Source organism: Pedobacter ginsenosidimutans (genome assembly GCF_001442625.1).
Lineage (GTDB): Bacteria > Bacteroidota > Bacteroidia > Sphingobacteriales > Sphingobacteriaceae > Pedobacter > Pedobacter ginsenosidimutans.
Map to the genome: position 1 here is coordinate 74,707 of NZ_LMZQ01000007.1, position 19,979 is coordinate 94,685.

At 38.7% G+C, this 19,979-nt stretch carries 17 protein-coding genes; 4 read left to right on the forward strand and 13 right to left on the reverse strand.

The genetic code is table 11. The features are described 5' to 3' along the window. Positions 1-119 precede the first annotated feature (119 nt). Positions 120-809, reverse strand: coding sequence for an NUDIX hydrolase (locus ASU31_RS12215; RefSeq protein WP_051692040.1), 690 nt, complete (start codon positions 807-809; stop codon positions 120-122). A gap of 111 nt (positions 810-920) precedes the next feature. On the opposite strand from ASU31_RS12215, the gene pfkA reads away from it, so the two are divergent. The 3 genes from pfkA to gap are packed head-to-tail and all read left to right on the forward strand — an operon-like array spanning position 921 to position 3,757. Next, the gene (pfkA, locus tag ASU31_RS12220; protein WP_057932582.1) at positions 921-1,907 is read left to right on the forward strand and encodes a 6-phosphofructokinase; all 987 of its coding nucleotides are present in this window, start codon (positions 921-923) and stop codon (positions 1,905-1,907) included. Between the two features lies 1 nt (position 1,908). After that, on the forward strand, positions 1,909-2,751 hold the full coding sequence (locus tag ASU31_RS12225; protein ID WP_057932583.1) for a hypothetical protein: 843 nt from the start codon (positions 1,909-1,911) through the stop codon (positions 2,749-2,751). A gap of 7 nt (positions 2,752-2,758) precedes the next feature. Beyond that, the gene (gap, locus tag ASU31_RS12230) at positions 2,759-3,757 is read left to right on the forward strand and encodes a type I glyceraldehyde-3-phosphate dehydrogenase (protein ID WP_029280245.1); all 999 of its coding nucleotides are present in this window, start codon (positions 2,759-2,761) and stop codon (positions 3,755-3,757) included. Positions 3,758-4,399: 642 nt separating this feature from the next. On the opposite strand, the gene ASU31_RS12235 is transcribed toward gap, so the two are convergent. Genes ASU31_RS12235 through ASU31_RS12250 form a run of 4 tightly spaced genes read right to left on the reverse strand, consistent with a single transcriptional unit; the run spans position 4,400 to position 6,372 of the window. Beyond that, positions 4,400-5,146, reverse strand: a complete 747-nt coding sequence (locus ASU31_RS12235) for a metallophosphoesterase (RefSeq protein ID WP_083505352.1) — start codon at positions 5,144-5,146, stop codon at positions 4,400-4,402. Positions 5,147-5,162: 16 nt separating this feature from the next. Then, positions 5,163-5,354, reverse strand: coding sequence for a hypothetical protein (locus ASU31_RS12240; RefSeq protein ID WP_057932584.1), 192 nt, complete (start codon positions 5,352-5,354; stop codon positions 5,163-5,165). 2 nt (positions 5,355-5,356) lie between these two features. Beyond that, positions 5,357-5,599, reverse strand: a complete 243-nt coding sequence (locus ASU31_RS12245; protein ID WP_057932585.1) for a hypothetical protein — start codon at positions 5,597-5,599, stop codon at positions 5,357-5,359. 23 nt (positions 5,600-5,622) lie between these two features. Then, entirely contained in the window at positions 5,623-6,372 is a 750-nt protein-coding gene (locus ASU31_RS12250; protein ID WP_057932586.1) for a DeoR/GlpR family DNA-binding transcription regulator, read from the reverse strand. A gap of 96 nt (positions 6,373-6,468) precedes the next feature. On the opposite strand from ASU31_RS12250, the gene ASU31_RS12255 reads away from it, so the two are divergent. Next, positions 6,469-7,020 (forward strand): 5' nucleotidase, NT5C type, encoded by a 552-nt coding sequence (locus tag ASU31_RS12255; RefSeq protein WP_057932587.1) that lies wholly within the window; start codon positions 6,469-6,471, stop codon positions 7,018-7,020. 187 nt (positions 7,021-7,207) lie between these two features. Here ASU31_RS12255 and ASU31_RS12260 read toward each other — a convergent pair whose 3' ends face one another. The 8 genes from ASU31_RS12260 to ASU31_RS12295 all read right to left on the reverse strand — a co-directional run bounded on the left by ASU31_RS12260 (position 7,208) and on the right by ASU31_RS12295 (position 19,938). Then, a complete protein-coding gene (locus tag ASU31_RS12260; protein WP_057932588.1) occupies positions 7,208-8,563 on the reverse strand; it encodes a glycine-rich domain-containing protein in 1,356 nt (451 codons plus the stop codon). Between the two features lie 420 nt (positions 8,564-8,983). Further along, a complete protein-coding gene (locus ASU31_RS12265) occupies positions 8,984-9,592 on the reverse strand; it encodes a Crp/Fnr family transcriptional regulator (RefSeq protein ID WP_057932589.1) in 609 nt (202 codons plus the stop codon). A gap of 366 nt (positions 9,593-9,958) precedes the next feature. After that, a complete protein-coding gene (locus ASU31_RS12270; protein WP_057932590.1) occupies positions 9,959-10,930 on the reverse strand; it encodes a PorP/SprF family type IX secretion system membrane protein in 972 nt (323 codons plus the stop codon). A 40-nt stretch (positions 10,931-10,970) separates the two neighbouring features. Continuing rightward, on the reverse strand, positions 10,971-11,909 hold the full coding sequence (locus ASU31_RS12275) for a T9SS type B sorting domain-containing protein (RefSeq protein ID WP_057932591.1): 939 nt from the start codon (positions 11,907-11,909) through the stop codon (positions 10,971-10,973). A 29-nt stretch (positions 11,910-11,938) separates the two neighbouring features. Beyond that, complete coding sequence (locus tag ASU31_RS12280; protein WP_157257986.1) at positions 11,939-12,658, reverse strand: hypothetical protein; 720 nt, start codon at positions 12,656-12,658, stop codon at positions 11,939-11,941. A gap of 39 nt (positions 12,659-12,697) precedes the next feature. Next, positions 12,698-14,875 carry an Ig-like domain-containing protein gene (locus ASU31_RS12285; RefSeq protein ID WP_057932593.1) on the reverse strand — a complete coding sequence of 726 codons (2,178 nt, stop codon included), beginning with the start codon at positions 14,873-14,875 and terminating at the stop codon, positions 12,698-12,700. Between the two features lie 575 nt (positions 14,876-15,450). Continuing rightward, entirely contained in the window at positions 15,451-17,415 is a 1,965-nt protein-coding gene (glgB, locus tag ASU31_RS12290) for a 1,4-alpha-glucan branching protein GlgB (protein WP_057932594.1), read from the reverse strand. Positions 17,416-17,475: 60 nt separating this feature from the next. Continuing rightward, entirely contained in the window at positions 17,476-19,938 is a 2,463-nt protein-coding gene (locus tag ASU31_RS12295; RefSeq protein ID WP_057932595.1) for a glycoside hydrolase family 31 protein, read from the reverse strand. Between the last annotated feature and the right edge of the window lie 41 nt (positions 19,939-19,979).

Below are 19,979 nucleotides of genomic sequence, written 5' to 3' on the forward strand. Positions count from 1 at the left end.
TACAACCATACAAAAAATCCCCGATTTGAAATTCAAATCGGGGATTTTTTGTATCTATATAGAAGTATCTTTCCAGCTCTTCGTCTTGTATCTCATGTCTCAGATCTAATGTCTCACATCTAAAAAGAAATCTCCTTACCAAAAAGCTTCGCGTACTTACGTTTATCAAAACGGTACAAAGTAGCCGCACGATAAGAAACACCTTTTTGTTTTTCATCAAGCTCTTTTAGCACACCAAAACTCACAATCTTCTTTCTAAAGTTCCTTTTATCGAGTTTTTTGCCCAAAACCAGTTCATAAACATGCTGCAATTGCGTTAAGGTAAATTTCTCTGGCAAGAGTTCGAAAGCAATTGGCTGGTGTTTAATCCGGCGTTTTATTTTTTCTAATCCTTTATCATAAATTTTCTGGTGATCGAAAGCCAGTTTAGGCAGATCGGTAATCGGCAACCAGTTGGCGCGTTTTGCATAGGTACTGATCGGGCGTAGCTCTTTATCTCCGCCCAAACGGATCAAAGCATAATAAGCTAAAGTAATTACCCTTCCTTGCGGGTGCCTGTGCGGATCGCCAAAAGCATAATACTGCTCCATATAAATACCACGCAAACCAGTAAGTTCGTACAAAATACGGGAGGCTGATTGATCTAAACTTTCATCAGGGCCAACAATGTTACCGGGCAGTGCCCACCAATCTTTAAACGGTTCTTCATTCCTTTCGATCAGTAGGATTTTTAATTCCTTACCATCAAATCCAAACAAAACGCAATCTATCGAGAATACAGAATCTAAATGAGGTAAAATTTGTTCCAAAGTAAAATTTAGTTATTTTAAGCAGATAAAGGTATGACTTTCAATATTAAGTAAAAAAAATAAAATAAATTACTTAGTGTAAAAAATACACACTATATTCGTGTTATAAAGATGGAGCCAAATATAAAAAATATAGCCGTATTAACTTCTGGAGGCGATGCCCCAGGAATGAATGCTGCAATCAGAGCTGTTGTACGTACCGGAATTTACCATGGCATTAACATGTTTGGTGTAATGCAAGGTTACCAGGGTTTAATTACCGACAACATAAAACCAATGGACGCCCGTTCTGTAAGTAATATTTTACACTTGGGTGGTACCATATTAAAAACTGCACGCTGTTTAGAGTTTAAAACAGACGAAGGTCAACAGATTGCCTACAATAACTTAAAGAAAAACGATATTGATGGACTAGTGGTAATCGGAGGTGACGGAACATTTACCGGAGCGAAACGCTTTTCAGAAACTTTTGGAGTTAAGGTAATCGGTATACCGGGTACAATTGATAACGACTTGGTTGGATCTGATTTTACCTTGGGTTACGATACAGCTATTAATACAGTAATCGAAGCGATTGATAAAATCAGGGATACTGCCGATGCCCACGACCGTTTATTCTTTATAGAAGTAATGGGTCGCGATTCGGGCTGTATTGCACTAAGAAGTTCGATTGCCAGTGGTGCCGAAGCTGTTTTGTTACCTGAAAAGGAAACCAGCGTTAACGAATTGATTAATAAACTAGCCTTAGGAGCTGCTACAAAAAAATCATCGAGTATTGTTATCGTGGCCGAAGGCCATAAACAAGGTGGCGCTTACGATATTGCTAAAAAGGTAAAGGAAACTTTTGATCATTACGATACCAAAGTAACCATACTTGGCCACCTTCAACGTGGTGGCAGCCCAAGCAGTTTTGACAGAATTTTGGGCAGTCGTTTAGGTTTTGCCGCAGTAAATGCGTTAATTGCAGGCGAAACGGAGCAAATGGTAGGTTTAAAAGGAAACGAAATAAAATTAACCAGCATAAGAGAGGCTTTAACCGCTCATTCTTTTAAACTCGAGCCCGATTTAATGGAAATGACAGAGGTACTTTCAATATAATATGGTAGCAGTTGTTTATAGCGGATCGAAAACAGCATTTTGGAAAATAACACAAAATGGACAGGTAGTGGCACATTGCAATACTACAGGCTTAAACCCTTGCTTTGTTGATCCAAAAACGATCTTACAGATTTTAAACAAAAAAGTTGCCTTGGTTAACAACGCAGAAAATATAAAGAAAATTTATTTCTTTGCAGCCGGAGCATCATCTGCAGACAGAAAAGAGGAATTGGCCAAAACCCTTGCATCATTTTTCAAATACAGCAAAATTGTGGTAGAGAATGATTTATTCGGTGCCGCTAAAGCTGCCTGTTATGATCGGCCTGGTATTGTTGGTATGTTGGGCAGCGGCGCACATTGCGCTTACTTTGATGGGAAAAAGCCAGTAAACAATAACTTTGGATTAGGTTATATCTTAGGCGACGAAGGTTCTTCAAATTACTTTGGAAAAATACTCCTTAGAGAATTCCTGAGCCTTAAAATGCCTAAAGACATTGAAACCAAATTCACATTAACCTACAATCTAGACCGCCCTCAAATATTAGAACGTATTTACAATAAGCCACAGGCGAATATATTTTTAACCTCATTTTTCGATTTCTTTACCCAAAACAGTAAACACGAATATATCCGTAAACTGATTGATGGAGGATTTGAAAAATATATCGAAACTTATGTTTTGCCGATGGCAGAAAAATACAACGACCGGGAGATACATATTGTAGGTAAGGTAGGTGCCGAGCTCGAAGACCGGTTAAGGTTGGTAGCTGACAGATACGACATAAAAATTAAAAGCATTATTAAAGAACCAATACAAAATTTATTAAAACATTACATTAATTAACAGAACAATGAGCAAAATTGGAATAAACGGCTTTGGCCGTATTGGCCGACTGGTTTTCAGAGCCGCATTAAAAAGAGGATTAGATATTGTAGCGATCAACGATTTGATCGAGCCAGATTATATGGCATACATGTTAAAATATGATACTACGCATGGCAAATTTGATGGCACTATTGAAGTTGTTGATGGTAATTTAGTGGTTAATGGTAAAACAATCCGCGTAACTGCAGAAAGAAATCCAGCTGATTTAAAATGGGATGCTGTAGGTGTTGAAGTAGTAATCGAATCAACAGGTTTATTCTTAACCCGTGCTGATGCAGAAAAACACATCGCTGCCGGTGCTAAAAAAGTAGTTTTCTCTGCTCCTGCTAAAGATGGCGATATCCCTACTTATGTAATGGGCGTAAACCACCATAAATTAACTGCAGATCAAACTATTGTTTCTAATGCATCTTGTACTACAAACTGTTTAGCACCAATTGCTAAAGTTTTAAACGATAACTTCGGTATTGTTGAAGGTTTAATGAGCACAATCCATGCTGTAACTGCAACTCAAAAAACAGTTGATGGTCCTTCTGCTAAAGATTGGAGAGGTGGCCGTGGTGGTTTCTCTAACATCATCCCTTCTTCTACCGGTGCTGCTAAAGCAGTAGGTATGGTTTTACCTGAATTAAAAGGTAAATTAACCGGTATGTCTTTCCGTGTTCCTGTTGCTGACGTTTCGGTAGTAGATTTGACTGCACGTTTAGAAAAACCTGCTACTTACGAGCAAATCAAAGCAGCTATGAAAGCAGCTTCTGAAGGTGAATTAAAAGGTGTGTTAGCTTATACTGAAGACGAAGTTGTTTCTTCTGACTTTATTGGTGACGACCACGCGTCTATTTTCGATGCAAAAGCAGGCATCTCATTGAACGATAATTTCGTTAAAGTGGTATCTTGGTACGATAACGAGTGGGGATATTCTTCTGCATTAGCTAAATTTGTAGAATATTACGCAAGTTTGTAACAAAAAAGTGCTTTAAGCGCTTTTCAAAGCTATATAAAAGGCAACATTATTCATTTAATGTTGCCTTTTTGTTTTAAACATGTTTTTCACCAGTAAAATATATTTTAATTTTGACCGATAAAATATTTTATCACTAATTATCATATCAAAAATCACCTTTAACACCACAAAAAACTCAAAAAACGCAATAAAAAACTGATAAAAATCAATTTAAAGCCAAAAACAAATTGAATTTGACTATATCATATCATAAATTGACAATATTTAACAATTACTTAACATATTTTTCCATTATATTTGCAACACAGTCGTTTTAAACACCGAAATCTTCTATAAAAGGATCAGTAAATAAAAAATGACAAAAAAAATACTTAAATTTTTCTTAGTGTATTTTTTACACTATCAAATTTTTTACTATATTTGTAGAGTAATAAACGAAACGATGTTTATCACCACTAAAAAAGATAAATCATTTTCTTGAAAAACCGCGGTTTAGATGGAAGATTAAAGACAAAGCCTGGCTCATAACAGGTTTATATTTGGTTAGAAAAAAGAGACAAGTCTGGATAGATTGTCTCTTTTCTTATTTAAGGGCTATTTGAAATACAATAGCATTAAAATTCTTCGGGTACGGAAAGTCTTTTAAATTTCAATTATCAATTCTTTATCATAACCGTTATACTTTTCACTAATATATCCATGAGGATTACAAATAATCTCAGTTTCACCAAGATTATACCTTACCGGGATATGGACATGACCATGAATCCAATAAACAGGTTTGTATTTGATGATGACATCTTCAAGATCTGATGCATAAGCAGCTGCAACAGGATCCTTTTTATAATCCAGAGGAATAGATCTGATGCTAGGGGCATGATGGGTAATCACTACATTTTTATCAGATTTTGATCCCGCTAAACTGTTCTGCAGCCAGTTTTTAGAAATCTGGTGGATTTTATAGGTGTCGATTGTCCTTAATTTTGAATATGAAGGATTCCTCCTGATCATCCGGTAATCATTCATTTTGCTCTGACAGATAATACCATATTCTATGGGATTTCCAAATAGCGAAAAATCTGTCCATAAAGTTGCTCCATGAAATCTTATCCCTTCGAGCTCAATACTATCGTTCTCCAGCACGCTAACATTAGAACCTCTTGACGCTTCTATTATTTTATTGAGCGTGTTGGGATATGTTCCTTTATAATATTCGTGGTTGCCCAAAACATAAATTACAGGTTTGTCTGGAATATTTTCTTTAATCCATTCAAGACCTTTTGTACCTAAATTGATGTCGCCTGCCAGAATAACCAGATCAGCATTTCCGAAAAACAATTCAGAAATACCAAATTCTTGATGTAAATCACTTATGATCTGTATTTTCAATCGTTTATTTCAATTATTACTGCCACAAAATACAATTGATGCTACAAAGAAAAGTACTTTTAATAGGCTTGCCATTTACCACAGGCGCTTTCCAGCCCTTTAGCACTAAAAGCTTTGCCCTCATTTTAGCCTCACAGTCTTTGGTGAGGCTTTCATCAGGAAAACCAACATCTGTTATATCTCCCTTTTCGTTAACATACAAGATCATCTTTAATTTAGTTGAGTTGGAGGATACCCACTGTTCTTAAAATCCTCCTTATTCATTAAGGGCATTACCTCATTACTTAAATACCTATAAAACCCACCTATCCCGCCTTTTGTATAAGTTGGTAAAGTATTTTCATATTGGGGCCGGGAAACAACTTTTTTAGATGTGCTGGTTTTGATCTGCGTATGCCCCTCATAAAAGCCTGCAACAATTAAAACCAAAAGAATAAGACGAGCGCGTTTCATCTTATGAAGATAAAAAAAATCTGCTAAACTACCTCAATCCCCAAATGTCTATAAGGCTCCAGGATCGTATTATCAGGATCTGTTTCAGTGATAATTACATCTACATCGGTAACCGGGCAAACATAGTAAGACTCCACAGTATTTATTTTCTCGAGTGCGGATAGCGCAATGATTTTCTGCGCCTGATTGATCATGACATTGTTCAGCTGGGCATCTTCATATATTATAGAGGTAATGCCCATGCTATAGTGCAAACTACAGATACCAAGCATGCAGACATCAGCCCTGACCTTTCTAAAAGTATCGATGGTTTCTTGCCCCATGGTGGTAAATGCTGTTTTATGCAATCTTCCGCCGGCAAATATCACTTCGGCATTGGGGTGGTCTTCCAAAATATTGGCAACAGGAAAGCTGTTGGTAATAATGGTGATTTTTAAATCTTTAGGCAATGCGGCAGCCAGCGCCACTACCGAGGTACCGCCATCGAAAAATACCACCTGACCATCTTTCAAAAACCCTAAGGCTTTGTTTGCAATAACCTGTTTGTGCTGCTGATTGTACTTTTCCCTATCCCGGTAATGCTGTGGAATGGGTGAGTGGGAAATTGCACCACCCCTAACCGCCCTGAGCAGCCCTTGCATATCGAGCTCCTTAATATCACGGCGTACAGTATCTTCTGATACATTTAACAATGTGCTCAATTCGTTCAACCGTACCTTAGTGTCTTTTTCCAGGGTATTTATAATGATCTGTAGACGCTCTTCTTTTACCATACTAATGCAATATATTGCAAATATATAAATTAAAAAAGATTATTATTTGCAATATATTGCAGTATTAAATATTTTTGTTGCATAATATAGCAAATCATGAGAAAAACAATAGGCATTGATATGGATGGCGTTCTCGCCGACATAGAAGACCATATACTTCAGACCTACCAGGCAGAAACAGGCATTTCGCTTACCCGCAATGATATAAAAGGCAAATCGGAAGAAGAACTTTTTCCGGATAGGGCAATGGTAATGAAGATCTGCAATAGAACAGGCTTTTTCAGGCATCTGCCTGTTATGGAAGGTGCTGTTGAAGCGGTAAAAAAACTAATGGAAGACTACGAGATCTTTATCGTTTCAGCTGCCATGGAATTCCCCTTATCGCTCTTCGAAAAGCGCGAGTGGCTTGCAGAGCACTTCCCTTTTATCAGCTGGAAGAATATCATCTTTTGCGGCGATAAGAGCATAATAGATACCGATTATTTAATTGACGACCATTGTAAAAACCTTGATTTCTGTAAGGGAAAAGCCTTAATGTTTACAGCATTTCACAATGTAGAAAAAGATCATCACCAAAGGATAAATCACTGGAACGAGGTATCATCATTATTGAAGAAACTTGAAGAGACAAATCTTGCGATCGTCTAGTTAACATTTAGCCCATTCATATCCTCATGCAAGGAATAAAAAAAGGGTGTAGCCACTGGCTACACCCTCTATCTAAATTAACGCTCTCAACTAGAAGTTGATATAAGGCTCTCACCCCTTATGCCTACAATATTACGGCAGAAAGATTAAGATTTGATGAAGATTTTAGTTTAAAGCAAAAAAATTATTAGTCGCCTCCACAACCACCGCAGCTACCGCAAGAACTTCCGCAGGATGAACCACAAGAACTGGCTCCGCCACCGTCTCCCCCTCTACTCCTTTCGTAACTTACCAATGGAACAAGAGTTGCAGTTAACACAGCCGACCCATATAAAAAGTAACTCCATCGCCAATCCTGTTCATCTTTTATCGCAGGCAAAATTGCCGATTTATACAAATCAGGGATGGTACGGATGCAAAACTGCTGATTGAGTATATAAAGGTGTTTAACCATAAAAATCACCAAAAATCCTGTCAGAAGTGCAATCTCAAAAACGGGTTTATCTCTTATAATACCTGTTGTTAGGCGAATGAGCGAAAACATAGTGAGTGTTGCAAAAACTGTAAAATTTAAGTAAAACAGTCGAGCAAACTGTTTCGACTGGCTGAAATGCCATTTAAACATGTCCATACTTTTGGCAGTATTTCTGAAAATCGCTCTTGTCTGCAATTGCCCTAGCAGTTCGGGGTAGAAGACTTCGCCTCTATCTTTTAATACCGAAACAACCTGGAGCTGCTCTCCTGAAAGGCTATCTACTTCTTTTGAAATATAAATACGGCGATGGGCATTTACATTTAGTACACCTGCATGAATAAGTTCGCTTATGGCCCCGTTTATTACCTCGGCAAGTTTCTGTCTTTTAAGATAAATCAGTTCAAATGGTTTAAGGTGGTAAACGAATGACTGCCGATCGAAATCGCGCGCAATCTGTTTAAATCTGTTTTTGGTATATAAACTGAGTATTACATAGGCGGGAAGCGCCAACCCGAGAAAACCCAAAATAAAATAAGGGTTATCAATATGGATATAAACAGGTTTAAGCAAATAATAAAAAGGAACAGTAAGCAAGATGAAAACCAGTACACCGTATAAGATAAAAAAACCTGTCTTAAGTTTGGCAGGTTCGAGCTTCAAGCCGGCCAACATGGTATCATATTCCCAAATCTCTTTGGGCTGTGCTCCAAAATGGTCAAGGTAAATGCGCTTCGTCTGTTCTTTTGCCAGCCTAAATTGCTCCGCCTGCTCTTTTTGGTGTGTAGAGGGCACATGCTGGATCTGCTTACCAACCAGCACACAAAAATCCTGATAAGATTGTGTAAAAATGAGATGCTGATGCCAAACCGTATCGACAATGGCGGAAGGGGAAACCATTACATCAGAAATGGCAGCCAGATACATAAATTTTTTATATTCTAATATGGCTTTTTCGGTAAAATCTTTCGTCCATTGGTTTTCACTAGCCAATCTGATCGAAAAACTATATTCGCCCGGTGGATGATCGAAATCAAATTGCTGTATGCTTTTCCAGAGGGTCTCATTCATATCCAAATGCCACTTACTTCTCAAATTCCAGCCACTTCCCTATCTTTTTCCAGGGAATGCCAAGTAACATAATTAATAATCCAACTACTACTTCCATATATAAATATACTACTAATCAGAAACATTAACAATATTGAATGAAGGCTTAACCGCCTATATAAACACTGACAGGCTGAAACAAAATAAGCCTCCCTTAAAAGAGAGGCTTACGAGTGTAATCTAAATCGTCCCGTTGATTTAATTTTTACTTACCCAAATTTAAACACAAATATGATGTTTAGTATATGCAATTTAAGGTTGTACATCAATTTGTAAAATGTGTATAATGTTATGTAAACATAGTGTTTAAAATGAGTGGTATCAATATAAAATCGGATATAACGATGAAGATCAGGTAGGAGAATAAGTATTTGATTAGAACTACACCAGCTCCCTTACCAACTTACTACGTATGCGGCTAAGTGTTTCCAGGCGCATACCCAAATAACTGGCTATACACCTTAATGGCACTCTAGATATATCAAAAGAATTTAGTTCCAAGAATTTTTCATATCGCCTTTCTGCCGAAGGGATCCGAGCTATTATGGCCCGCTCTGAGGCGGCATGATACTGGAGCGCTAAAATCTTTCTGCCAATAACATTCGTTTCTGGATAGCTGGCATAAAGCTTATCAATCAATAGGTGTGGGATGGCAACCAATTCTGAATTTTCCAATGCCTGCAAATATTCAATTGAGGGCTGGATATTTGCATCGGGATGTTGAATCGCTCCAATAAATTCGTTCCCTAAACTGATCCAAGTGGTAATCTCTTTATTACCATCTTTAATAAAACCTCTTACCAAGCCTGATACTACAAAAAAAACATAATCATTATTATCAATAGGAGATAAAATGTATTTATTTTTCTTGATTAGAAGAGTATCTACATTTTTTTCTATTTCCTGGATAAATCCAGAGGTTATGGGGCATAAACTGCTGAAATAATTTAATACAGCGTTCACTAAAAATACCTTTCGGGATTCGAGCATACACAAATAGGGATAGACTTTAGACCCTTAATTATAGCCATTTTTAACGGAATATAAAAATAAAGTAGATTATTGAGACAATTATGATGTTTAAACACCTTTATAATGAGGATTTATTAATATTTTGAAGCACAAACTGATTTATTAAGGTAAAAATTCTGAGTTTAGTCTTATAAAACAACCGAATAGAATATGCATAGCAGAGGCAGACAATCTTAAAAAAGAACGCAACAAATAAGGCGAAATGTTTTTACAACATTCATTTCGTTCATTTTTTTTTACAAAAAAAGCAAATGCATGCAGAGATAATAGACACTCAGTAAAAAGAAAGAAATAAAGAAAGTTTTGGTAGAAGGCTCCCGATTATTAGAAATAACATTTTGGCCTTCTGCTTTTTGCAGTTTGCAGATAATAACCAATAGATATTTCGTGTGAGCCATAATCATAGCTACCTAATTTATTTAGACTATAATCGTAACCATAGCCAATCCGGAGGTTTTCGCGGACAAAGAACTCGGTAATCAATCCGATGGCACTCCTTGCCCTTAAATCGCTTTGTAATGCTGGCTTAGGATAAAACTTTACGGAGGTTCTATACGCAACACCCAACCAAAGCTTTTCTTTGATCATTAAAAAAGCATTAAGATCCAATGAGGTTGGCCCGTTCAAATCATCTTTGATCAAAAAAGTAGGTTTGAACATAAAATCATTGTTCACCGGAAATACCATTCCCGCCGTTAAATAAAAATGCGGCTTAGAAGTAATACTTAAGAGATTATTATCCCTAAAAACAGGAAGGTATTGAGTAAGCAGGTTATTGGCAGAGAAACCGATAAAGAATTTTTCGTTCGAATAATGTACACCAGCCCTAATATCAGGTACAATACGGCTTTCATATCCTGTCGGAATCTTGTTGTCGCCAGTTTCATTTGGATCTAACAAACTTCCGTTAAGACCCATCTGCATTACGCCCACTCCAATGCCAAAAGCAAGTACATTGGTTTCGGTACGGTCTAGTTTAATACGGTAAGCAAAATTTCCTGATAGGTTTAATGAGTTCTGTGCGCCAATTTTATCTTTCGACACCAACAAACCCAAGCCTAAACTTTCTTCCTTAACCGCTTCGTCTACCGATATGGAAAGCGTTTGAGGAGCGCCCTGAACACCCGTCCATTGGGCCCTAACAAAAGCCTGCATATATAGCTCTTCTTTGTAGCCTGCATAAGCCGGGTTGATATATAAACCATTGAACATATATTGTCCAAACTGGGCATTCTGCTGAGCGAACAGACAAAGGCAGATTAAATTAAATAATGCCGTTACAACAATCTTTTTCATCTGTATAATTTAGTTTCATACCCTCATATTTTAAATCCACTTACCTGATCACGGTAACATAACCTTTAAATTCCTGCCATTGAGCACTTGCAGTTTTTACTTTAAGCACATAGAAATACGTTCCATCTACCAGACCATTAGCTGTCCAATCGTTTAAGTAGCTATCTTTTTCATAAACAGTACTTCCCCAGCGGTTAATAATTGTAAGCTGGTTTTCGCTATAGCGGTCTAAGCGTTCAATAAAAAAGGTTTCATTTTTTCCATCGCCGTTTGGCGTAAACACATTAGGTATTTTAAGCCCTGTGATTTCTTTGGTATCAACCGATATATTGTTAGACGGATCGGGATCAATTTCGTTGATGGTAACCCTGGCACTATTAACAACATTACCAGGTTTCATTGCCCTCACATTAATGATCAGCTCAACAAAACTGCCATTAGCAAGTGACGGGATCGCCCAGGAAACTGTCTTGGTTTGATCGTTATAACTTGCGGTACCAACAATTGTAGGATCGACGCTTACAAAGGTTAGATTTTCTGGAAGGTCATCCTTTACCTGTATGTTGGTAGCTTCACCAAGTCCGTTATTGCGCACCAATAAATTGTATTTAAATACCTCAGTATTGATTACCTGTCTGGTTTCAGATCTTTTAACTATGGAAACATCTGCTGATATGGCTGTCTCCATCACCACTTCCATTTCTTCAGACAGATCGGAGCTACAGCCACCCAAGCTAAAAGTAATAACGGTATATTTCCCTGCAGTATTCACCACATAATCTTGTTCAGTAGCACCCAAAATGGCGTTTCCATTTCTGAACCATTGATAAGAGGTAGCACCTGTACCGTTGGCCCTCAATTTAACAGTAACGCCTGGTTTAAGATTTAGCGTGTTCGGATTAGACGATTGCGCAAAGCATGCCACTGCAGAAAGCAGCAGCACACCGAACACAATTATCCCTAACCTGTTAAACATCATGATGGTTAAACCTTACGAACAATAACACCTTATGGTGCTACAGCGATAGTTGCTTTACCTGGTTTAACAGTAACAGTGATTGCTTTAAATGCAGTTGCAGTACAAGTTGTTGCAGGTACAATCTGAACACCACCTGTAGCATAACTTCCAATAGCAGTGAAAACATACGCACCTGGAGCTACACCTGCTTTAAGTGTAAAAGTATCTCCAGAAGCAGAGGCTGCACCTAAAGTTGTAATATCAGCCACTGCGGTACCACCGAGAGTTGCAGACCAAACATAAGTCATGGTTACACCAGTTGGTAATGTTATTGAAGCATCCTTACTCGCCGTAATTACCGTGGTCGCTGTTTGATCGGTACAATAAACACTTCCTGGAGCTGCAACAGCGATAATAGGTGTAGGTAATTTTTCTACAACGGTGTTATCAGAGGCATCACTAGGGCAGAGATTCGCATCTGCTGGCTGAACCTGAACTGAATAGGTATGGTTCCCCACTGCTAATCCTGTAGGAACCTGATAAAATGCATTTGTTCCATCAAATACAACTGGAGCTTGCGCAGTTCCATCAACGGTCCATACAATTTTATCGCCATTAACAGGGGTATAACCAGTGAAAGTTGGATTCAATTTTACTGTACCTGTTCCGCACAGGTATACATTTGGCGTTTGCGCAAAGGCACCCAGTGGCAATAAGAACATTAAGAATACAAAGATTCTTAGATTTCGTTTTGTAGATTTTTTTGTCATGATGTTAATTTGTTAGGGATGAATAATTTATTTTCTTTTTTAATTAATAGATACTATAGGTTTATGTGGCACAAGTTTTACCCTAAAACTAAAAGGAATAGCCCGTTCGCAGCCGTTTGCATTTTTAATGGTCAATACCCCTTGATATACTGCTACCGGTGTATTTGATGGAACATTGATCGTAATTTCATTTGCTGGCAAGGTTTGGTTTAAAACATTCGAAATTGGTCCAGATATCCAGGTGATGCTGTAGCTAATGGGATTGAAAACCGGATTAGCGTAAGGAATTTTGGTTGTGGCAAGTCCTTCGCAAATTCCCAGATCTGGCCCTAAAGTCAAATTTGGCTGTGGATTTACGGTTAAATTAAAATCCACTTTCTTTCCACAATAGGTAGCATCATCGGCAACGGTGTAGCTAATTACAACACTACCAGCTGCAACGGCCGTGACATTGCCCGTGGCATCTATTGTTGCAATAGTTGCATTGCTACTGCTCCAAATGCCAGAAGGATTATCATTGGTTAAAGTTGTGGTAGTTCCTGCACACATGGTATTTACACCAATAATCGGATTTACAACAGCAATAGGTTTAACATTTACCAATACTGCTTTACGGCCCCCAATATTCTTACAGCCTGTTAATGTATTAATGGCTTCTACATAGTAGGTAGTGTTTGCAGTAAGGGCTGGTGTTGTATAGGTTGCTCCTGTATTAAAGGGTGTAACTCCATTGGAAGCAGCATACCAATTGTAGGTATATTGGGTGATATCGGAATTGCTGATCGTTAAGATAGCAGTAGTTCCACTGCAGATTGTTGTACCCGGAACATCGAGCGGAGGTAATGGATTAACCTTAAGTTTTACACGAAGTCTTTCAGAAACTCCTGTTACGCAGTAGGTTCTGCTACCTTGTACATAGTAACTATAATCTCCGGCAAGTAGTGAGGATGGAGGAGTATAATTTTCTCCGGTATGCAACAAATTGCCTCCTGTTTCAGCATCATACCATTTATATTCTGTACAGGCCTGTGGATTGTTAACGGAAAAGGTAGTGGTTTCTCCTTGGCAGATGGCCCTGGCATCCTCAGCGATAGGATCAATCAATGTGCGTGGTTTGGCCAATTTCCTTTTAATATCATAAATCTGAAGTGAGCCCAGCACACCGGCCAATCCACCGGTAGTGATTTCTAAACGATCGTAAACATCGGTAATCGGAAAAGTTAACACATATTTATCTGTTGAACCCGGGAAAAGCCTAAGGTTTAGAAAAGTCCCCGTATTATCGAAAGCATTCCCCGCTTTGACCCCATTTAAATAAGGTTGAATGATAAATCCCGTAAGTAAACTCAGATTAAGTAATCCGCCCCCTGGCTTACCTATTATAATGCTCACAGAATCTTTCGGCTGAGAAGGTTTATTAAATATTGCCGTAAGGTATATTTTGTTTAATACCGAGACCCCAACGTCCATCAGTGCATAACTATCTTTATCGTTATCTATTGAATTGAAAGGGTCAGTTACCTTTCCCGTTGCATTTAACACCCCGCCAATAACAGTAGGCTGTACTCCGGATAAAACATCAATTACTTCATCACAATCAATCTTATCCGTAGTCGTTTCCATAATGTAGGCATGGAAAAGCTTTGTAGACAACGCTACCGAGAGTAAATTTCCCGATACCTTTACATAAATTCCGTTATATATCTGGTTGGGCGTGAGTGTAATCTCAACCTCTCCCGAACCGCTAATTACACCGGCTATATTGGTAGCGTTATAAATCGGAACAGTCGTTGCTTCATATCCCGCATCATGACCCGGACCAAGCAATCCCAATAGTGGCCAATCAGCAGCAACGGTATGCAAACCTGTAAATGTTCCTATCTCTACACCGCTTAAAACGCTTAACACTTCAGTAGGGAGTGAAATTTTTATAGTAACAGGAGTATTGGCAGGAATTGATCTGGGTGAACCACCAGCAGCATTAAATTGTAAGAATTGGGTCGAAGATGCCAATCCTGCCAGGCCAAGTCCAACGCCTAATGTTGATGCATCTTTAACCTGTCCATTAACAGCGTTTCCTGCATCTGAAATGGTACCCATAATTAAAGACCCACCCAATACCTTAAATCCATATTGGATTGATCCTTGAAAATCTGCGTAAGTACGCTTTGTATTTTCACACTGTGCCACAACCTGCGCACGCAAATACGTGGGCATAAGAAAAAGCACAAGCACCAAGAAAGATAGACAAGAGCGTCTTTTCAATTGCTTAAAGTAAAGGGAAAAATAAATAGTTTGTTTGTTTGCTCGTTGATACAAAAATACGGCAGCGCAGAGGCAAATTATCCGTTCACTTCATTCATTACCCCTCTCAAAGCACTACAAAAGCCTGTTTTATTGATATTTATCAACAAAACTAAAGAACTAAAAAATTACAGACATCCGGGTAGATGATTAATGTTGAAAATATTCTAACGACTTAGAATAACCGATATTTTTTTTCTGGTAATGAAAAGAACTTGAAATACCAATCGGTAGGAATAATTGACGGCTAAGAGACTGCCATATTTTTTAACAAATAATACTTGCAAGAAACAATGGTTATTGTATCTTTGCACCCTCTCTGGAAGCTTCCACTCCAGGGTTTAAGAAAGCCTTCCAGCAATGGGAGGCTTTTCTTATTTTAAGGCATTTTAGAAAAAATTGAGTTTTGGCGCAAAATAAAAATACATATTACGCCAAAACAATGTTTTTATATATGGTTTTGGCGTAGTATAACAGCAAATAATCTTTTACTTACTCTTAAAAATTATTACCGCCAATGGAGGCAAATCGACAATTATTGAATATTCCTGTCCATTACAATTTTCCAGATCAGGGATAATATCCCCTCTGTTATTAATACCACCTCCGTAATATACAATATCGTCGGTATTAAAAATTTCTGTCCATTTGGTTTTAAAAGGAACACCGATTCTATAATTCTCACGCACCACAGGCGTTAAGTTTATCGCAATAACCAAAGTATCTTTTGCTTTTGGTCCTTTGCGCATAAATGTGAAGACAGATTCGTTTGCATTATCGGCATCGAGCCATTGAAAGCCTTCATAACTAAAATTGAAATGATACAATGCTGGCTCTTTGCGGTACAGGAAGTTTAAAGCCTTAACCGTTTCCTGCATGCCCTTGTGCGGCGCATATTGAAGCAAATGCCAATCCAGTGACTGCGTAAAGTTCCATTCGTTGGTTTCGCCAAACTCATTTCCCATAAACAGCAGTTTTGCTCCCGGATGGGTGAACATATAACCATAAAGCGCCCTTAAATTCGCAAATTTCTGCCAGTCATCTCCAGGCATTTTATACAACATTGGCGACTTACCGTGTACTACTTCGTCATGAGAGAAAGGCAGCATAAAATTTTCGGTAAAGGCATAAGTCATGCTAAAACTCAACTGATGGTGGTGGTGTTTCCGTCCAAGGGTTTCTACTTTAAAATACTTTAACGTATCGTTCATCCAGCCCATCATCCATTTCATACCAAAACCTAATCCGCCAGCATGTACCGGATGAGTTACGCCAGGATAAGTGCTGCTTTCTTCGGCAATGGTCTGTATGCCCTCAAAATTTCCATAAACGGCAACATTCAGGTCCTGCAGAAACTGTATGGCCCCAAAGTTTTCACTTCCACCATATTCGTTTGTTGCAGCATCTCCATCTTCTCTGGAGAAATTGAAATATAACATCGATGCTACGGCATCTACCCTTAGGCCATCTGCGTGGTATTGGTCAATCCAAAACAAGGCATTACTAATCAGAAAAGAGCGTACCTCATTTCGATCATAATTAAAAATATATGATTTCCAGTCGGGATGAAAGCCTTTCCGCATATCGGCGTGTTCGTACAGGTGTGTTCCATCAAACTCATATAAACCATGCCTATCACCAGGAAAATGAGAAGGGACCCAGTCCAATATCACTGCAATATCTGCTTTATGGAGCTCATCGATCAGATACATTAAATCCTGCGGAGAACCATAACGCGAACTTGCGCCAAAATAACCTGTAATCTGATAACCCCAGCTCGGGAAATATGGAAACTCCATTACTGGCATCAGTTCTACATGCGTAAAACCCATTTCCTTTACATAAGGCACTAGCCTCCCGGCAACTTCCCTGCAGGTTAAAACACGTTCTGGATTATCCGGATCTCGCTCCCAAGAGCCTAAATGTATTTCATATACCGAGATGGGTTGATCCAGAGCATTTATTTTTGCTCTTTTTTTGAGCCAGGCTTTATCTTTCCAGGTGTAATCGGTGTCCCAAACAATACAAGCCGTTTGCGGAGGATGTTCCCATCTTCTGGCATAAGGATCGCCTTTTAAATGCTCAGATTCATCAAAACCTTTAACAAAATATTTATAAACTTCGCCCTTTGCAATACCAGGGATAAAACCTTCCCAGATACCCGATTTATCCCACCGTACGCTCAGCGGGTGTGAAGCGTTGTTCCAATCGTTAAAATTACCCACTACACTTACACGGATGGCATTTGGAGCCCAAACCGAAAAATAAGTTCCAGCGGTTCCATCAACAGTAATTAAATGTGAGCCCATTTTCTCGTAAAGCCTAAAATGCTTTCCTACAAGAAAAAGATCGATATCGTAATCGGTAAATAAACTATGTATCCAAACGGATTTCTGCTGATCAGTTTTTGGTTGGGATGATTTTTTTACAGGAACTTTTTTTGCTGCTGGCATAGGTATTTTGGCTAGATAAATGAAGCCCCAAATACTAAACAGTATTTGGGGCTAAAAGATTTACAGACTTAAAATCTGTATATCGGTAAAGTTTTTATTGCATTTAAAATGCAGGATATTCTGATCATCGGTATAAAAATCTTTCACCTCTTTATTATCGATAATGATCTTTTTCACCTGAAATTTTACGCCGATAACATTGCAGACATAAAACTCATAATTAGGCGTATACAATCCTTCGTTACGCTGGTTTACTTTAATGGTTTGGGTATCGCCTTTTACAGTGAATTTCTTTTCCAGATAAATATCCTGCTCATAGGCAAACGTATCACCATGATCTTCGTACATGTACGAATTTACCTCGTAATCGCTATGATAAATATTCAATACGACTTCAGTAATCGACTTTTCATCAACATATTGCATTACCGGATATTCTGGCAAAACTGTACCAGCACGGACAAACATCGGCATACTGTCTATTTTAGCATCAACAGTATATTCGTTACCGCCATCCAGGATTTCATTGGTCCAGAAATTATACCAGGTTCCTTTTGGAAGGTAAACTTTTCTAGATATCGCACCCTGCTCTAAAACCGGGCATATCAATAGTTTATCACCATAGCAAAATTCATCCTGACGGAAACTATTGCTGATATTTTCTTGCTCAAGCATCACCAAAGGCCTTAAAATAGGAAAACCGTAACGGTGATGCTCCCAGAAAACTGAATACAGGTAAGGCATTAAGCGGTACCTTAATTCGATAAACTTACGGTTGATATCTTCGAAAAATTGGCCAAAACTCCAAGGTTCACGTTCAGCAGTATCGCCGGCAGAGTGCGCGCGCATAAAAGGAGAAAATGTACCTAGCTGAATCCAACGGGTAAACAATTCGCCATCTGGCTCACCGCTAAATCCACCGATATCTGTTCCACAGAAAGGTACGCCTGACACCGATAAACGCTGGCACTGGATATTCCCAATCTTTAAATGCTCCCATGTAGCAATATTATCGCCGGTCCAAACACTTGCATAACGCTGCATGCCCGAATAACCAGCCCTTGTGATCGTAAACGGACGTTTGTTGCGCATCAGTTTTTTTAACCCCTCATAGGTAGAACGCACCATCTGCATGCCATAAACATTGTGTGCCTTACGGTGCGAGCCGCGATAACCATCATAATTATGGCGGACATCGTTAGGAAAAGTTCCTGAACCAAACACAGCTGGTTCGTTCATATCGTTCCAGAAACCAGCAACGCCCATATCTACCAGCTCCTTGTATAAATTACCCCACCAGCTCCGTACTTTTGGATTGGTAAAATCGGGAAACTGACAGCGCCCTGGCCAAACATGCCCTTCCATATAATAATCGTCGCTACGGCGACAGAAAAATCTTTTCTCTTTACCTTCTTTAAAAACCCAGTAATCGTCATCTACCTTAATTCCAGGATCGATCATCACCACGGTTTTGAAACCATCGTCAGATAGTTCTTTAATCATTCTCCGCGGATCCGGAAAGTATTTTTTGTTCCAGGTGAAACAACGGTAGCCATCCATGTAATCGATATCCAGATAAATGGCGTCGCAAGGGATTTTACGTTCCCTGAACTGTTTGGCTATTTCTTTAACTTTTGTTTCGGGGTAATAACTCCAGCGGCACTGCTGATAGCCTAAAGTCCATTTTGGTGGCATGGGGTGTGTTCCCGTTAAAGTTGCATAACGTTTAACCACATCCATAATATGCGGGCCATGGATATAATAGTATTGCAGTTCTCCGCCATCGGCCCAGAAACTGGTTTTATTTACATCCTCCGACCCGAAATCGAAATACGATTTAAAGGTATTATCGAAAAAGATACCATAGGCAGCCTGATTGTGCAGACCGATATAAAAAGGTATAGTACGGTAAAGCGGGTCCTGGTTCCAACCGAAGGAGTAAGCATCGGTATTCCAGTTTTCGAAACGGCGCCCCCGCAGGTTAAAATTACCAGATTTATCACCCAAACCGAAGAAATTTTCTTCAGGGTGGCATTTTTTGGTTGCGTAGATATAATACCCACCAAAATCTACATTTTCTTCCCAGTGCATAGAATTGGCTTCATCAACCATTACTACATTGGTGATATTATCAGAAAAAGAAATATGGAAGTTTGCTTTTTCTATTTTACAGGTTACCGCATGGGTAGAGATTGTGAAATGATCGTCGTGCTCCTGCATTTTAAAAACAGAAACTTTTTGATCTACTTCGGGTACGGCATAAGAAAAATCATCTAAGAAAACGCCATGAGGAGCCAGGCGAACGCGGATAATATCGTCGCTTACCACCCGAACTTCTACTCTTGCATCGCCATCAGAAAAATAAAAACGGTTGCCCTCTTTTTTTACTTTTTTAACTGCACCAAGGTATTGTTTAACAATTGGCTTTACCGATATATCAACTGGATTGTTTAAATGCTGTATTTCTTGCTCCTTTTCGATCAGATCACTTGCCTCATTAGGTTTGTCGTTTTGCGCTTCCATCCTTATTTATTCAAAATTTTAAATTCATGGTTCTTAAACCG

Coding starts and splice junctions, on each gene's coding strand:
- ASU31_RS12270 (WP_057932590.1), bottom strand. CDS start 10,930: ATGAAAAAGATTGTTGTAACGGCATTATTTAATTTAATCTGCCTTTGT.
- gap (WP_029280245.1), top strand. CDS start 2,759: ATGAGCAAAATTGGAATAAACGGCTTTGGCCGTATTGGCCGACTGGTT.
- ASU31_RS12245 (WP_057932585.1), bottom strand. CDS start 5,599: ATGAAACGCGCTCGTCTTATTCTTTTGGTTTTAATTGTTGCAGGCTTT.
- ASU31_RS12285 (WP_057932593.1), bottom strand. CDS start 14,875: ATGCCCACGTATTTGCGTGCGCAGGTTGTGGCACAGTGTGAAAATACA.
- ASU31_RS12275 (WP_057932591.1), bottom strand. CDS start 11,909: ATGATGTTTAACAGGTTAGGGATAATTGTGTTCGGTGTGCTGCTGCTT.
- ASU31_RS12295 (WP_057932595.1), bottom strand. CDS start 19,938: ATGGAAGCGCAAAACGACAAACCTAATGAGGCAAGTGATCTGATCGAA.
- ASU31_RS12255 (WP_057932587.1), top strand. CDS start 6,469: ATGAGAAAAACAATAGGCATTGATATGGATGGCGTTCTCGCCGACATA.
- pfkA (WP_057932582.1), top strand. CDS start 921: ATGGAGCCAAATATAAAAAATATAGCCGTATTAACTTCTGGAGGCGAT.
- ASU31_RS12260 (WP_057932588.1), bottom strand. CDS start 8,563: ATGAATGAGACCCTCTGGAAAAGCATACAGCAATTTGATTTCGATCAT.
- ASU31_RS12265 (WP_057932589.1), bottom strand. CDS start 9,592: ATGCTCGAATCCCGAAAGGTATTTTTAGTGAACGCTGTATTAAATTAT.
- glgB (WP_057932594.1), bottom strand. CDS start 17,415: ATGCCAGCAGCAAAAAAAGTTCCTGTAAAAAAATCATCCCAACCAAAA.
- ASU31_RS12240 (WP_057932584.1), bottom strand. CDS start 5,354: ATGATCTTGTATGTTAACGAAAAGGGAGATATAACAGATGTTGGTTTT.
- ASU31_RS12280 (WP_157257986.1), bottom strand. CDS start 12,658: ATGACAAAAAAATCTACAAAACGAAATCTAAGAATCTTTGTATTCTTA.
- ASU31_RS12225 (WP_057932583.1), top strand. CDS start 1,909: ATGGTAGCAGTTGTTTATAGCGGATCGAAAACAGCATTTTGGAAAATA.
- ASU31_RS12250 (WP_057932586.1), bottom strand. CDS start 6,372: ATGGTAAAAGAAGAGCGTCTACAGATCATTATAAATACCCTGGAAAAA.